13 protein-coding genes are annotated in these 15320 nt (G+C 68.3%); 5 read left to right on the plus strand and 8 right to left on the minus strand.

What is annotated here, in order from left to right; translation table 11 throughout:
* The coding region (locus AC1DCG_RS23550) for a DUF1499 domain-containing protein (protein WP_477041702.1) at positions 1-1051 on the plus strand (1051 nt) is incomplete at its 5' end.
* Positions 1052-1143: 92 nt separating this feature from the next.
* Positions 1144-2622 carry an FAD-dependent oxidoreductase gene (locus tag AC1DCG_RS23555; RefSeq protein ID WP_477041703.1) on the plus strand — a complete coding sequence of 493 codons (1479 nt, stop codon included), beginning with the start codon at positions 1144-1146 and terminating at the stop codon, positions 2620-2622.
* Between the two features lie 221 nt (positions 2623-2843).
* On the opposite strand, the gene AC1DCG_RS23560 is transcribed toward AC1DCG_RS23555, so the two are convergent.
* The 5 genes from AC1DCG_RS23560 to AC1DCG_RS23580 form a co-directional block, all read right to left on the minus strand.
* Positions 2844-3332 (minus strand): hypothetical protein, encoded by a 489-nt coding sequence (locus AC1DCG_RS23560; protein WP_477031289.1) that lies wholly within the window; start codon positions 3330-3332, stop codon positions 2844-2846.
* A gap of 101 nt (positions 3333-3433) precedes the next feature.
* Positions 3434-4630, minus strand: coding sequence for a GAF domain-containing sensor histidine kinase (locus AC1DCG_RS23565; RefSeq protein ID WP_165259170.1), 1197 nt, complete (start codon positions 4628-4630; stop codon positions 3434-3436).
* A 113-nt stretch (positions 4631-4743) separates the two neighbouring features.
* Complete coding sequence (locus AC1DCG_RS23570) at positions 4744-4899, minus strand: hypothetical protein (RefSeq protein WP_477031290.1); 156 nt, start codon at positions 4897-4899, stop codon at positions 4744-4746.
* Between the two features lie 233 nt (positions 4900-5132).
* A complete protein-coding gene (locus tag AC1DCG_RS23575; protein ID WP_477036970.1) occupies positions 5133-5606 on the minus strand; it encodes a GatB/YqeY domain-containing protein in 474 nt (157 codons plus the stop codon).
* A gap of 85 nt (positions 5607-5691) precedes the next feature.
* Complete coding sequence (locus AC1DCG_RS23580) at positions 5692-6909, minus strand: acetyltransferase domain-containing protein (protein ID WP_477041704.1); 1218 nt, start codon at positions 6907-6909, stop codon at positions 5692-5694.
* Between the two features lie 19 nt (positions 6910-6928).
* On the opposite strand from AC1DCG_RS23580, the gene AC1DCG_RS23585 reads away from it, so the two are divergent.
* Positions 6929-8980 (plus strand): TonB-dependent siderophore receptor, encoded by a 2052-nt coding sequence (locus AC1DCG_RS23585; RefSeq protein ID WP_477041705.1) that lies wholly within the window; start codon positions 6929-6931, stop codon positions 8978-8980.
* Positions 8981-9158: 178 nt separating this feature from the next.
* Here the strand turns inward: AC1DCG_RS23585 and AC1DCG_RS23590 are convergent, their stop codons facing one another.
* Entirely contained in the window at positions 9159-10058 is a 900-nt protein-coding gene (locus AC1DCG_RS23590; protein ID WP_477031294.1) for an MBL fold metallo-hydrolase, read from the minus strand.
* Positions 10059-10127: 69 nt separating this feature from the next.
* On the opposite strand from AC1DCG_RS23590, the gene AC1DCG_RS23595 reads away from it, so the two are divergent.
* Complete coding sequence (locus AC1DCG_RS23595) at positions 10128-10280, plus strand: hypothetical protein (RefSeq protein WP_165259167.1); 153 nt, start codon at positions 10128-10130, stop codon at positions 10278-10280.
* Between the two features lie 9 nt (positions 10281-10289).
* Here the strand turns inward: AC1DCG_RS23595 and AC1DCG_RS23600 are convergent, their stop codons facing one another.
* Together AC1DCG_RS23600 and AC1DCG_RS23605 are read right to left on the minus strand one after the other, a co-directional pair.
* Positions 10290-10700: a TIGR01244 family sulfur transferase gene (locus AC1DCG_RS23600; protein ID WP_477031295.1), complete on the minus strand. Its 411-nt coding sequence runs from the start codon at positions 10698-10700 to the stop codon at positions 10290-10292.
* Between the two features lie 98 nt (positions 10701-10798).
* Positions 10799-11314: a hypothetical protein gene (locus tag AC1DCG_RS23605; protein ID WP_165259165.1), complete on the minus strand. Its 516-nt coding sequence runs from the start codon at positions 11312-11314 to the stop codon at positions 10799-10801.
* 466 nt (positions 11315-11780) lie between these two features.
* Between AC1DCG_RS23605 and AC1DCG_RS23610 the strand changes: the two genes are divergently transcribed.
* Positions 11781-14642: a TonB-dependent receptor domain-containing protein gene (locus AC1DCG_RS23610; RefSeq protein ID WP_477041706.1), complete on the plus strand. Its 2862-nt coding sequence runs from the start codon at positions 11781-11783 to the stop codon at positions 14640-14642.
* Positions 14643-15320: the final 678 nt, after the last annotated feature.

Genomic DNA, 15320 nt, shown 5'->3' on the forward strand with positions numbered 1-15320 from the left:
GGCCCTGGCCGCGGCGCTGCCCGATCCGGAGCCGGCCCCGGTCGCCCACGCTGAGCCGGCCGAGCCGGTCTCGCCCGAGCCCGTTTCGCCCGAGGACGTCTTCCCGCACGCGCCGCTGGTCGAGCCGCAGGCGGGGCCCCTGGCCGCGACGCCCGAAGAAGCCTTCGACGCCCCGCCGGTGTTCGTCGCCGAGGAGCCGCCGCTGGCCATGCCGCTGAGCGCCGCCAAGCCGCGCAAGGCCAAGGCCGCCAAGGCCGCCAGGGCCGCATCCGGCGACAAGGGCGGATGGGCCGCGCCGATCCTGACCGGCGCGGTGGTGATCGCCCTGGTCCCGGCCGTGCTGGTCGTGGCCGGCGCCCTCGGCGCGCGTTTCGGCCTGCTCGACAAGGCCGTCGCCTACGACCTGATGACCCGCGACCTGGCGCCCGCCATCGCCTGGCTGAGCCTGCTGACCGGCGGGCTGGGCGTGATTGTGGCCATGATCGGCGGCATCCGGCGCCATTGGCGCCGCGCGCTGCTGGCCCTGGCCATCACCGTCGCCACGCTGGGCGTCTTCTTCCTGGCCACCGGCACGCCCGCCCGCGCAGCCCCGGTGGGCGACGTCGCCACCGACTGGAAGGCGCCGCTGGGCTTTTCCGAGGCCGTGATCGCCGCGCGCGGCGAGGCCTCGGCTCCGGTGTTCGAGGCCCCCAGCCTGCCGGTGGGCTCGGAGCTGTTCGCCGGCCGCCAGGTGGCCGAGGTCAACGCCGAGACCTGCCCGGCGGCCAAGACCCTGGTGCTGGACCGCTCGCCCGCCGACGCCTACGAGGCCGTCAAGGCCGCCGTCCAGGCCAAGGGCCTGAAGCTGGTCACCGACGATCCGAACGACGGCCGCATCKAGGCCGCCGGCGCCAGCTTCTGGTACGGTCTGAAGGACGACCTGGTCGTCCGCGTCCGTCCGGACGCCGGCGGCGCCCGCGTCGACGTCCGCTCGATCGCCCGCGACGAGGGCGGCGACCTGGGCCGCAACTGCGGCCGCGTCACCGGCCTGCTCAAGGCGATCCAGGGCTAGAATTCGAATCCACCCATCCGGGTGTGTGATTTGATACAACCTTCAGGCGTTCGGCGCCGCAAGTTGCATGAGAGCGAACGGGGGAGGCTCTCATGCTCCGCAATGGCAAGGACATCGCCGAAGGCGCGGTGATCGAGACGCAGGTCTGCATCGTCGGCTCGGGTCCGGCCGGGATCACCGCCGCCTGGGAGCTGCAGAAGGCCGGGGTGAAGGTCACGCTGATCGAGGGCGGGCCCGACAGCCCCGGCGGCGCGCTCGACCCCACCTGGCCTGACAAGAGCCTGCTCTATGCCGGCAAGGCCGACGGCCAGTTCGCGCAGACCGAGCCCGACTTCCTGATCCGGCCCTACAACCGGGCCGGCGGCCCGTGGGAGCGCGAGCGGATGTTCGGCGGCACCTCGGCCCACTGGGGCGGGCAGTCGCGCCCGCTCGACCCGATCGACTTCGAGGCGCGTCCGGGCTTTCCCGGCTGGCCGATCGACCGCGCCGAGCTTGATCCCTACTACGCCAAGGCCGCCCAGCTGTGCCTGCTGCACGGGGATGACTTCAGCCCGCAGGCCTGGGCCGAGATCCTGCACGCCGAGGTCCCGGAACTGACCGGCTTCGACACCACGATCTATCAGTATCTGGGCAAGCCCTACCTGAACTTCGCCACCCGCACCTTCGACGGCGTGACGATCGCCGACAGCGACGTCGACATCATCGTCAACGCCACCCTGCTGCAGATCGAGCAGCACCAGGGCCGCGTGTGCGGCCTGCGGGCGGCCAGCATGGATGGATCAAGCCCGCCGAAGAAGGCGACCGAGTTCACCATCAAGGCCGACATCGTCGTCCTGGCCTGCGGCGCGGTCGAGAACGCCCGCCAGCTCCTGCTGTCCGATGTCGGCAACGATCACGACCAGGTCGGTCGCTACTTCATGTGCCATCCGCTGTCGAACGGGCCGGTGCTCAGCGCCAGCGGCGCCTACCTGACCGACGCCCAGACCCGGCTGATGGCCGGCCAGACCCTCAGCGGCAACCGCGCGGTGCCCTGGCAGGACGCGAACGGCGTTCGCGTCTCGGGCCGCTTCTCGCCCACCGCCGACGAGCAGAAGCGGCTGGGCATCGGCAGCTGCTGGTTCTGGGCCAACTACGGCCAGTACTATTTCGAGATGGCCCCCAATCCCGACAGCCGCATCACCCTGGCCGACACGGTCGACCCGGTGTTCGGCCAGCGCCAGACCCACATCACCTGGCTGCTCAGCGACCGCGACGAGGCGACCTACACCCAGACCACGGCGCTGTTCAAAGCCGCGGTCGAGGAACTGGGCGGCGACGTCTATTACCAGCCCTGGGCCAGCGTCAAAGCGGGCCTGACCGTCAACGGCCACCACATCGGCACCACCCGCATGTCGKCCGATCCGACGCAGGGCGTGGTCGACGCCGACCTCAGGGTGCACGGGCTCGACAACCTCTATGTGGCCGGCTCGTCGGTGTTTCCCTCGACCGGGATCTCCAACCCGACCTTCACGATCATCACCCTGTCGATCCGCCTGGCCGAGCATCTGGCGGGCAGGGTGGGGTCGCCGTAGCGATCCTTCCAGCGCAATGCGCGGGCTCCGGTCGGCTGGGCCAATCTCGTCGGACTAGGGTCCGCCGCGGGCTTCGCCGGTACGCCTAAGTTTGTCATCCCGGTCGTAGCGAAGCGGAGCGCCGGGATCTCCGTCCGTTCCAAAGCGCAGACGTGGGAGATCCCGGCTCTGCGGACCGCTGACGCGCTCCTTCGGCCGGGATGACAAGCATCCCTGGGCAACTAGTCCGAAACCCCGGCGACCGGCGCCTCCTGGTGCGCCGACGAAAGGCCCATGTTGAGCGCGTAGTCGGCGACCATGAAGCCCTGGGCGAGGATCAGGTGTCCCTCCGGGTCCCTGGTCGTCGTGAGTGAGGTCGCGATGGCGCTTTCTCCCTGCTTGAGCATCCCGATGGTCAAGGCGATGATCTCGGCGGTCTGGCCATCGGCCTGGATCAGCCTGTCGCCGGGCGTGAGCCTGTCGATGGGCAGCAAGCCCCTTGTCGTCAGAACCCACTGATCCCTGGCGCAGATCAGCTCACGGTCTTCACCGACCTGGCACAGGATGGCCGGGAACGCCGCATCGCGCCCGCTTCCGCTGGAGAACCGGACGGCGACGGCTTTCCAGTCCCGGCTCAGTCCCGCCGCCCAGACCGTGTCGCCGACCTGGAGGTCTTCGATAGCCTTCGTTTCGGTCGCGCTGATCGCGATCTGGGTTCCGTTCACCAGCAAGGCCGCCCTCCCTCGACAATCGAGCAGCCGGCCATCGCCGACGCCCCCAAGGCATGGAGCGGCGATTTTGGTTCTATGTAAAGTTGCGCCCGCGCCTTGGGTCAGGCCCCCGGCAGGGTGACGGTGAACACCGAGCCTTCGCCGACCCGGCTGCTCACCGTGATCTCGCCGCCCATCTGCCGGGCCAGGCGGCGCGAGATCGCCAGGCCAAGACCGGTGCCGCCGAAGCGGCTGGCCGCGCCCGGCGCCTGCTCGAAGCGTTCGAAGATCCGCTCCAGCTGGTCGGCGGGAATGCCCACGCCGCTGTCTGAGACGGTCATCACCAGCTGGCCGCCCCGCGCGGCGATGACCAGGCCGATCTGGCCCAGCTCGGTGAACTTCAGGGCGTTGCCCAGCAGGTTGACCAGGATCTGGCGCAGGCGCGAGGCGTCGCCGCGCACGATGGGCAGGGCGCCCGCGATCTCGGCCGAGAGCGCGATCTCCTTGGCCAGAGCCCGTTCGGCGAACAGTTCGACGGCCGAGCGCGCCACCTCGGCCACGTCGATCGGCTCGTCGGTTTCGCTCACCGCCCCGGCCTCCAGCCGCGCCAGGTCGAGCACGTCGTTGACGATGGTCAGCAGCTTCTCGCCGGCCGACTTGGCCTTGCCCGCCAGCATCCGCTCGCGTTCGGGCAGGTTGGGCGAGGCGGCCAGCAGGCCGTTGAAGCCGATCACGCTGGTCAGCGGCGTGCGCAGTTCGTGGGTCATGTTGGCCAGGAACTCGCTCTTGGCCTCGGTCGCCGCCTGCGCCCGGCGGGTCAGCAGTTCGTTGCGGGCGTTCAGCAGCCGCAGGTCCATCTCGGTGACGACGATCTGAGCCAGGGCCTTCAGCCGGCGCTTTTCCTCGTCGGTCAGCGGCGGGCGCGGCCGCTGGTCGATGACGCAAAGCGCGCCCAGCCGATGGCCGCTGTGCAGCCGCAGCGGCGCGCCGGCGTAGAAGCGGATGTTGGGGTCGTCGGTGACGAAGGGATTGTCGCGGAAGCGGTCGTCGCCCTCGGGGTCGAGCACCTCCATCACCTCGTCGGACTCGATGGTGTAGTGGCAGAAGGCGTCTTCGCGCGGCGTGCCGCCCGGCTCCAGCCCGACGATCGACTTGATCCACTGCCGGTCGGCGTCGATCAGGGTGACGGCGGCGATGGGCGTGTCGAACAGCTCGGCGGCCAGGGCGGTGATCCGGTCGAACGCCGCCTCGGGCGGCGTGTCCACGAGCCCGTATTCATGCAGGGCCGCGAGGCGGGCCGTCTCGTCGCTGCTGAACATGAAGTCTTACGCCGTCCGAACTCGGCGCGGGGAGGGGAGCGCCGCGGCCATTTCAGCAAGGGCGGCGGCCTGTGTCGAGTATCGGACCATCGCCGCCTGGGCAGGCGAACGGACTACTGCCCGCCGGCCGCCGTCGCTTCCACGCCTGCGGGCCGAGAGTCGTTGGCCGCCATCGCGGCATTTGCCGCTCGTTCGCTCTCCAGCGCCTTCTTCTTTTTATCTTGATCGTGATGCCACTTGATCGAGAAGAACATGCCGATGCCCAGCACCAGGATCTTGAGTGGGAAGAATACTATAGGAAACCAGTTCGCCCAATCCACAGCGTTACTCCGTTGGGGGCGCTGAAAGCTAATTCGCAGCGTCTCGCTAACGAAGGGCGGTCTACCAACTTTATTCGTGCGGGTGTCGTGGACAAAGTGTCCAAGCGCGGCATCGGCGGCTGAACGCCGGGCGCGGGGCGTCGCTGCGCGGTCCCGCCTGGAGACCGCGCAGCCGCTCGTAATCAGCCCCTGGCCAGTGCGCTGGCCGTCTTGCCGTCGTATTGGCCGCCGAAGCTGGTCTTCAGGTGGGCCATGATCGCCCCGACATTGGCGTCGGGGTTCTTGGCGCGGAAATCGTCGATGGCCGCGCGCAGTTCGGCTTCCGTCAGCTGCTTGGGGCCGTACGACGACAGGATCGCCAGTTCGGTCTCGGCCGCCTTGGTCCGCTCGTCCACCTTCGACGTATCGCCGCCGGTCTCGACCAGGCGCGCGCGTTCGGTCGCGAGATTATCCAGCGTCAGCTTGGTGTTCTTGGCGAACTTGGCGACGGTCGCGACGACCTTCTCGTCGGTGACCTCGGTCACGCCGCGCTTGAATTCCTCGGTCGTGATCTGCGTGGCTTCGCCGATCAGGGTGGTGAGCACGTCGGCCTTCAGGCGGTCGCTCGCCTTGCGCGCCGCCAGTTGGTCGGTCTTCAGCTGGTCGAGCAAAGCCATGTCGTCGTCCTTTCAGGTCACGCTCTTAGATAGCGCTGTAGGTCATGATGACCGCGGCACTTTCAAGAGCGCGTCATCCTAGGCGCTACAGATACTTCATCCACGGCTGGCGGCTGGCCCGCTTGACCGGGCCGAACCAGCGGCAGGCATACCAGCAAGGAACCGCGACCAGCGCGGCCAGCAGCCAGATCGACGCCACGCCCGGCAGGCTCCAGACCTCGCCCTGGTTCGGGCCCAGCACGGCCACCGCCGCAAGCTGTAGCAGGTGCAGCGCGTAAAGGTGGATCAGATAGAAGAACAGCGGCGCGCCGCCCAGCACCGCCAGCCATGAGACCAGCCGCGCCGGCGCCTTCTCCAGCCCCGCCAGCAGCAGCGCGCCGAGGCCCAGCGTCAGCAGCAGGAAGTCGGCCGAGGGCGGGTACTTGGTGACGTTCAGCCAGCTCATCACCGTGCGGATCGGGCTGGAGCCGGCGATCCACGGCGTCTCGCCATAGCCGTTCAGGGTTCGCAGGATCACCAGCAGCGCCAGGGCGCCCAGGCCCGTCAGCAGCAGGCGGTTGCGGCGATCGCGCCAGGCGCCGACGAACCAGGGTCCGACCGCGTAGCCCAGGGCCGCAACCCCGATCCACGGCAGCAGCGGGTAAGAGGTGCGGGCCCGCGCGCCCCACGGCAGGTCGATGAAGCCCCGATCGTGCAGGATCGCCCAGATCGCGTGGCCCGGCTGGCCCGCCGCGATGCTGATCGGGTCCAGCAGGTTGTGGCCCAGAACGATCACGAGGCCGACCGCGACCAGAGCCGCGCGCGGCAGGTGAACCAGCGCCGCAAGCGCGATCATCGACAGGCCGATCGCCCAGATCACTTGCAGGTAATAGGTCCTGGGCGTCAGGTCGAAGGTCCAGGCGAAGCTGACGAAGGTCAGTTCCAGGAACACCAGGAACAGGCCGCGCTTKAACAGGAAGGCCGAGGCGGCGCGGGCGGTGGCGCGCGGATCGTTCCCGCCCGCCTTGCGGCCATAGAGCCAGGCGGCCAGGCCCGTCAGGGCCACGAACACCGGCGCGCACAGGTGCGCCGCCAGCCGGGTGAAGAACAGCGACGGGGCTGTCGCCTCCACGTCCATCGGGTCCGAGACCTGGGCGTGGATGAAGAAGAACTCCCGCACGTGGTCGACCATCATCAGCAGCATGACCAGGCCCCGCAGGGCGTCGATGGCGGCGATCCGGCCCGCCGACGGAGCGGGGAGGGCGGTCGATACGGGGTTGGTTGACAGCATCACCCGGGCGGCATAGCTGATATGAAATAACATTACAAACGGAGTTGCTCTCTTGCCCCTGTCGTGGAGCTGCGTCAGCGCATGCCTGCTGGCCCTGTCCGCCGCCGAGCCGCCGGAAACCGTCCCGGCGCCCGAGACGGAGCCCCACGCCGTGGGCGAGATCGTCATCTTGGGCCGACGCGGCGCCGCCCGCGACGTTACGCTGGGCGCGGGCGAGATCACCCAGGCCACCTCGCCGTCCAGTCGCTCGGTCGAGCGCGATCTGCTCGACGCCGTCGGGGCCGGACGTCTGGCCGACGCGCTGGAGCTGACCAGCGGCGTCTCCCAGCAGAACAACCGCGGCGGCTTCCTCGACAACTTCGCCATCCGCGGCTTTCTCGGCACGCCCGACGGCGGGGCGGAGTATTACGTCGACGGCTTCCTGGCCAATCGCGGTCTGGCGCCGCCGCGCGATCCGGCCACGGCCGAGCGTGTCGAGATCCTCAAAGGGCCGGCCGGCGCCCTGTTCGGCGACATCGACCCGGCCGGCCGCGTCAACATCGTCTCCAAGACCCCGCAGTTCGTGCGCGGCGGCCATGTGACGGCCACCGTCGGCTCGTTCGGCCTGCGCCGGGGCGAGATCGACTTCACCGGCCCGCTGTCCGACACCCTGGCCGCGCGCCTGGTGATCGCCGACGAGCGCAGCGACGGCTGGCGCGACCATGTCGACCTGCACCGTCGAGCCGTCGCCCCGTCGCTGACCTGGCGGCCGACCGACGCCCTGCGCCTGACCTATGTGGGCGAGTTCACCGTCTTCGACGCGCCCTTCGACCGCGGCGTGCCGGCGGTGAACGGCGATGCCTTGGCCATCCCGCGCTCGCGCTTCTTCGGCGAGCCCGGCGACGGTGTGACCCGCTTCCGCAACGAGCGCCACCAGCTGACCGGCGAGTACGAACTGTCGCCCGACTGGCGGCTGACGGCCGGTTTCGCCTACCGCACCGGCGACATGCACGGCTTTTCCAGCGACCAGTCGCGCCTGGTCGGCCGCCAGCTGTGGCGCCAGCGGCGCGAGCGCGACTATGCGGTGGAGGACGTCTCGGGCCGCATCGAGCTCGACGGCCGCATCGGCGCTCACCACCTGAATGTCGGGGTCAAGGGCTATACCCTCGACTACAGCGAGTTCCTGCTGCGCCGGAACCCGACCGCCGATGCGCCGCACGCGATCTCGATCGACGCCCCGGTCTATGGCGGCCAGGCCCTGCCGCTGCTGCCCTTCACTGACAACCGCGAGACCCGGCGCGTCGCCACCCTCTACGCTCAGGACCTGTGGCAGGTGTCCGAGCGGCTCAGCCTGCTGGCCGGCGTGCGGGTCGACGACTATCGCCAGACCGTGCGCAACAACCGCACCGGCGCGGTCGGGCGCGGCGAGGGCTCGCCCGTCGACTATCGCCTGGGCGCCCGCTACCAGCTGACCGACGCCCTGACCGCCCACGCCAGCTTCGGCCGCTCGTTCCTGCTGAACTCGGGCACCGGCCGCACCGGCCAGGGCTTCGCGCCCGAGAAGGGCGAAGGCTGGGAGCTGGGCCTTTCCGGCCGCTGGCCGGGCGTGGATCTCGCCGTGGCCCTGTTCGACATCGAAAAGCAGAACATCCTGGCCAACGATCCCGTCGACGCCAGCTTCCTGGCCCCCGTCGGCCAGCTGACCAGCCGGGGCGTCGAGTTCGACGGCTCGTTCGAGGTCAGCGCGGCCTGGCGCGTGGTGGTCAACTACGCCTGGACCGACGCGAAGGCCGACGACACCGCCTTCGCCAGCGACGCGGTGCTGAACGTGCCCGAGCACTCCGGCGGCGCTTTCGCGGTGGGAACCTTCGATCGGTGGTCGCTGACGGTCGGCGCCAGCTACATGGGCGACCGGGCCGGGGCGCTGGACGGCTCGGGCCTGATCCTGCCGTCCTACTGGAAGGCCAAGGCGGCGGTCGAGTACGCCGTGACGCCGAAGATCGACCTGCGCCTGGAGGTCGACAACCTGCTGGACGAGCACTACGCCCAGAGCTCCTACAGCCCCGTCTGGATCTTCCCCGGCGCGCCGCGCACGGTCCGCGCCAGCGTCAAGGCGCGGCTTTAGGGCTCTCTGTTCCCAATCGCCGTCATCCCGGAAAGCGCGCAGCGCTTATCCGGGACCCAGGTGACGGGGCGCTGCGCCAAGGTTCGCCGCCCAATCGGTAGCCGACGCAGTGCGGGGGCCCCTGGGTCCCGGCTCTGCGCTTCGCTCCGGCCGGGATGACGACGATTGGGGCGGGGCGCTACTCCGCCAGCCGATACTCGCTGTCCAGCCCTGGCGGGCCGTCGCTGACCACCCGACCTTCCCGCACCAGCAGCACCAGGTGCGCCAGCATCGACAGGGCCGCGGCCGGGTGCAGGCGCGGATCGACCGCGGCGTACAGCACCGGGACCATCGCCTTGATCCGCGTCGGGCCGCCGGCCAGGGCCGCCAGCACCTGGGCCTCGCGCGCCCGGCGGTGGTCGACATAGGCGGCAAGGAACGGCGCCACCTCGCGCACCGGCGATCCATGGGTCGGCCACAGGGTGGAAAAGCCCCGCGCCTGGATCTTGGCCAGGCTGGCGAAATAGTCGCCCATGTCGCCGTCGGGCGGGGTGATCACCGTCGTCGACCAGCCCATCACGTGGTCGCCGGAGAACAGGGCGTTCTCCTCCTTCAGCGCGAAGCAGACGTGGTTTGAGGTGTGGCCGGGCGTGGTGATCGCCTCCAGCGTCCAGCCAGGCCCTTCGAAGAGGTCGCCGTCGGCGATCTCGATGTCGGGGCGGAAATGGCCGTCGTCCTCGGCGTCCAGCTGCACGCCCGTCTCTTCCGAGATCTCGACCGCCGGCGCCGGCCGCCCCCAGATCCGCGCGCCCGTGCGCTGCGCCAGCGGGCCGGCGAGGGGAGAGTGGTCGGCGTGGTGGTGGGTCACCAGGATGTGGCTGACGGTCTCGCCGTCCAGCGCCGCCAGCAGGGCGTCCAGGTGGGCGGGGATATCGGGGCCGGGATCGATCACCGCCACGGTCCCGCGGCCGACGATGTAGGTCCCCGTGCCGGTGTAGGTGAACGGGCCGGGATTGTCGGCGATCACCCGCCGGATCAGCGGCGAGACCTGGTCGCAGCGGCCGTACTCGAACTCGATCTCGCGAACGAAGGGGATCATCGCGGTCCTGACCCGTGGGCGGCGCGGCTCTTGCGCTTAACGAACCGTAAACCCTGTGGAGTGCGGATCATGGCGGCCGACGCGGCGATTTTTGTTTCAAAACGGCTCCAGCGCGCCTGCTTCGCCGTCCTGTGTCTCATTGCGGCGCAGTTCGTGCTGGCCTCGTGCGAACCGGAACCCAGCCCGATGGCCGCCCGCGTGAGCACGCTGGGCGGCTACTGACGGTATCGTTCAGTGCGGCAGGACGCCGGAGAGGTCGTAGCCGGCCTCGTAGCCCTGCTTCACCAGCGTTTCGCGATCGGAGGCGCCCGACAGGGCCTGGCCGATCGACCAGGTGACGATCGAGCGCGTGCCCGAGCGACAGAAGGCCAGGACCGGGCCGTCGGCCGCTTCCACCGCCTCGCGCACCGCGTCCACCTGCTCCTGGGTCGGCCCGCCGCGCACCGGCACGTGCAGGTAGGCCAGGCCCGCGGCCTTGGCCGCCGCCTCGATCTCGCCGCTGGTCGGCTGGCTGGGATCCTCGCCGTCGGGGCGATTGTTGACGATCAGCGTAAAGCCCTCGGCCTTGGCCCGGGCCACGTCCTCGGCGGTGATCTGGGGGCTGACCGACAGGCTGTCGGTCACGCGGCGGAAATCGGTCATGGCGTCGGGCTCTCTGAAGGACCTCTTTATAGGACTCTCCAGATGCGCGGCCCGCGCGGCGAGGGCAAGCCCCGTCCTTCGAACCGTCCGCGACGCGCCTAGTTGACGCGCTCGACCCGGATGGCTCGTCCGTTCACCGTCAGCATGTAGCTGCCGAGCGCCGCGCGCCGGATCGTCACCTTGGCGCCGACGCGCGGCGGCAGGGGCAGGGCCTCGGTGTCGATCTGCTCCCAGCGCGCGCCGTCCTCCAGCAGGAAGCGCCAGCCGGTCGGGGTCCTGCGCGCCTCGCGGATCGTCGATTCGACCTGCTCGATGGCCGCTTCCTTCTTCTGCCCGAACGAGAAGCTGGGCAGGTTCAGGCCGAACGATTCGCGTTGCGCCTTGGTCACGGTCTCCTTGTCGACCACGATCAGGTCGCCGGCCTTCTCGGCCGCCAGCAGCCCGGCGACGGTTTCGTCGTAGCAGGCCAGCCGGGCGGCCGAATCCGTCTGCGCGCGACACGCCGACAGCTTCTCCATCGCCGCCTTGGACGCCGTCGGCGATTGGGCCTGGGCCTGTTGCGCGATGGCGGCGGCGGTCAGGGCCAGGGCGAGCGGCAGTCCGAAGCGTCGCATTGGGATTTCCTGTTTTTTTCAAGGGCTTTCCCGCCTGGCGGGAAGGGGCGCTCGCCCGGTGTGAGCGCACACACTCTCTGATTGTGTCGGGATTGCGGCGGGAATGCGCCAACGTAAGGCAAAAAATACGTCCTATATATTGCTGTTCTGCAAAATAATTCGATAACGATGTTATTCGAACGCGGTCATATTTTGCCGTTATCGGGATTTCACCGATATCTATAGTCAAGCTTGATGTCGTAATTGGCACGAAAAGCGCGAAAACCTGCCCCGTAAGGGGTGATTGTGTGTTGATTTTGCGACAGGGGTGAGACTTCGCGATATCTCGCGGAAACTCGGAATTGACCGCGTTGATCGGCCGCACCTAACGTCCCCGCCAACCGGGCTTTGGACAGCCTGGGATTGTGACATGGATGCGCGCCTGTCGCCGTCCATTCTCGGAGGGATTTCCATCTTGAATATTCAGATGACGCGTAAGCGCCTGCTTGCGACGACGATCATCGGTGGTCTGGCCATGGCTTCGGCCGGCGCCGCGGTTGCTCAAACCGCGCCGGAAAGCGACAGCACCGAAATCGAAGCCGTCGTCGTCACCGGTTCGCGCATCGCGCGTCCGGACTACGTGTCGAACAGCCCGATCGTGTCGGTCGGCCAGGAGCAACTGGCCAAGTCCGGTTCGGTGACCGTCGACACCCTGCTGAACCAGATGCCGCAGTTCGTGCCGGGCGTGTCGTCCACCTCGAACAACCCGTCGAACGGCGGTCAGGCCAACATCCAGCTGCGCGGCCTGGGCTCGAACCGCACCCTGGTTCTGATGGACGGTCACCGCATCGTTCCGTCGAACTCGGACGGCACGGTCGACGTCAACCTGATCCCGAGCGCGATCATCCAGAACATCGAAGTGATCACCGGCGGCGCCTCGGCGACCTACGGCTCTGACGCCATGGCCGGCGTGGTCAACTTCAAGATCAACGACCGCTTCCAAGGCCTGCAGGTCGACGCCCAGTACGGCATCACCGACGCCAAGGACGGCGAAGAAAGCTCGATCAGCATCACCGGTGGTTCGCGGTTCGCCGACGACAAGGGCCACGCGATCATGTCGCTGAGCTACTCGACGCGCGGTGAGATCCTGAACGCCGCCCGCAAGTTCTCGTCGGTCTCGGGCGCCTCGGCGACCACCCCGTACGGCCGTTACGACTTCTCGGGCACCAACCTGCCGACGCAAGCGGCCATGAACGCCGTGTTCGCCCAGTACGGCATCGCGCCGGGCACCGTCGCCGCCGACTCCAACCTCGGCTTCAACAACGACGGCACGCTGTTCCGCAACGGCACCAACTACCGTGGTTCGACCGCGATCGACTATTCGACGATCCCGCTCGACGGCAGCTACAACACCGGCCCGCTGAACCTGCTGCAACTGCCGATGACCCGTTACTCGGCGTTCGGCATGATGAACTACGACATCACCGAGAATGTCGAAGCCTACGGCTCGTTCAACTTCACGCACTACGACTCGCGCACGATCCTGGCCCCGTCGCCGGCCGCCGCGACGACCGGCTTCTCGGTCAACTACAACAACCCGTTCGTCCCGACCGACCTGCGCACGCTGCTGGCCAGCCGCGCCGATCCGACGGCCGACTTCCTGTTCCGCAAGCGCTTCACGGACGTCGGTCCGCGCATTTCGGAAACCACCTTCAACGTGTTCCAGCTGACCACCGGTCTGCGCGGTCAAACCAACTTCCGCGACTGGACCTGGGATCTGTTCGGTTCGTACGGCAAGTCCGAGCAGAACGAGATCCAGCGCGGCAACGTGAGCCGTGCGGCGGTCGTCTCGCTGCTCGACGCGGCTGACGGCGGCACGAGCATCTGCGCCGGCGGTTACAACCCCTTCGGCCTGCAGCCGCTGTCGGCCGAATGCGCCAGCTACATCAGCCGCGTGACCAAGAACTGGACCAGCTACGAGCAACGCGCCGTCGAGCTGAACCTGCAGGGCGGCCTGTTCGACCTGCCGGCCGGCGAAGTCCGCGCCGCCGTGGGCACCAGCTACCGTTCGGACAAGTACAACTACGTTCCGGACTCGCTGCTCTCGACCGGTGACGTCATCGGCTTCAACGCCAACGACGCCCTGGACGCCTCGGCCGACGTCTACGACCTGTACGGCGAAGTGCTCGTGCCGGTCCTGAAGGACCTGCCGTTCATCAAGGCCCTGAACGTCACGGGCGGCTACCGCTTCTCGGACTACAACACCGTCGGTTCGGTCTCGGCCTACAAGGTCGACGGCGACTGGGAAGTCGTGGACGGCATCCGTCTGCGCGGCGGCTACTCGCGTGGCGTTCGCGCCCCGTCGATCGGCGAACTCTACTCGCCGCAGGCCCAGAACTTCCCGCAGATCATCGACGATCCGTGCTCGATCGACAGCCGCGCTCGTACCGGCCCCAACGCCGCGGCCGTGCGTTCGCTCTGCCTGGCGCAAGGCGTGCCGTCGGCGATCATCGACAGCTACACCTACCCGAACACCCAGGTTAACGCCCTCGTCGGCGGCAACCCGGACCTGAAGGAAGAAACCGCCGACACCTACTCGGTCGGTCTCGTCTGGACCCCGCGCTTCGATCACCCGCTGTTCGAGAAGCTGTCGGCCTCGGTCGACTACTACTCGATCAAGATCAAGGACGCGATCGGCACCGTCGACGCCGGCCTGGCGCTCACCAAGTGCTATGACGGCAGCGCCGGCTCCTCGTTCTACTGCGGCCTCTTCGACCGCAGCAACCAGACGGGCGAGATCCAGACCCTGGTCCTGACGAACCTGAACCTGGCCACCTACGAGACGGCCGGCGTCGACTTCCAGATCGACTGGGGCTTCGGTCTCGGCGCGATCGGCCTGAGCGACGACTACGGTTCGCTGGCGTTCAACATCGTGGGTAACTACCTCGACAAGTTCGACGTCCAGAGCCTGCCGGGCGAGCCCATCGACAAGCTGAAGGGCACCATCGGCAACACCTCGGTCAGCGCCGTCGCGGTCGCGAAGCCGGAGTGGAAGGTCATGTCGTCGGCCACCTACTCGTTCGGCCCGGCCGAACTGGGTGTCCGTTGGCGCTTCGTCGACTCGATGGTCGACGCTGGCGACAACTCCGAGAAGATCAAGTCGGTCAACTACTTCGATCTGAACGGCGCCTGGARGGTCACCGACATGGTGGAAGTGCGCGCCGGCGTCTACAACGTCGCCGACAAGCAACCGCCGGTCTTCTCGTCGAACATCCAGGCCAACACCGACCCGTCGACTTACGACGTGCTCGGCCGCCGCTTCTACCTCGCTCTGAAGACCCGCTTCTAATCCAGGCGCTCTTCAATCCCGGCGGTCCTAAGGATCGCCGGGGGCGAAAAAACGATCACGGCGGGTCCGCAAGGGCCCGCCGTTTTTGTTTGTGCGCCGGACGGGGATGGAGGCTCGTCCATCCCCGGCGTTCGTCGAAAAGAGTTCCACGAACTCAATCTCTTACAACTTTCTCACGCTCCCCGATCAGACGCGCTCAGAACGCCCGCATAATCAACGTGTCCCGTCGCAGGGAGAGGGCGCAAGGATCCGGCCCGAAGCGGCGACGTGGATGCGATCGAGCGGGGCTGAGGGAGCGGCGTGAGCCGGGCCCGAAGGCTTGAATGAGGATGGGGGACGTAAACCCATCCATCGGGAGCTTGCCTAATAGGCTCCCGCCCGTCCAAGGGTCCGCGCCGCCATGCACGCCTGGCCGCCAAGAAACGGGGCGCACTGCATGGGGAAGGGGCAAAAGGCGGAAGAGGCCTGCGCGTCCCGGCCTGAGGAATAACGATCGCGCGGGGCGTTCCAGCTTCGTCGAAACGGTACCTAGAACTCACACATCCGGGCGAGGCCCGGACGCCCCGCGCCCTCTCCATCAACTTCCGTGGTTTCCACGAGAGGCCGAGAAGCCGCGCGTCCGCGCGGCCCCCCTCAGTCGCTCCGCGACAGCTCCCCCAAAGGGGGAGCATCTTGAAG

The sequence above is a fragment of the Caulobacter sp. 10L414 genome (assembly GCF_056395525.1).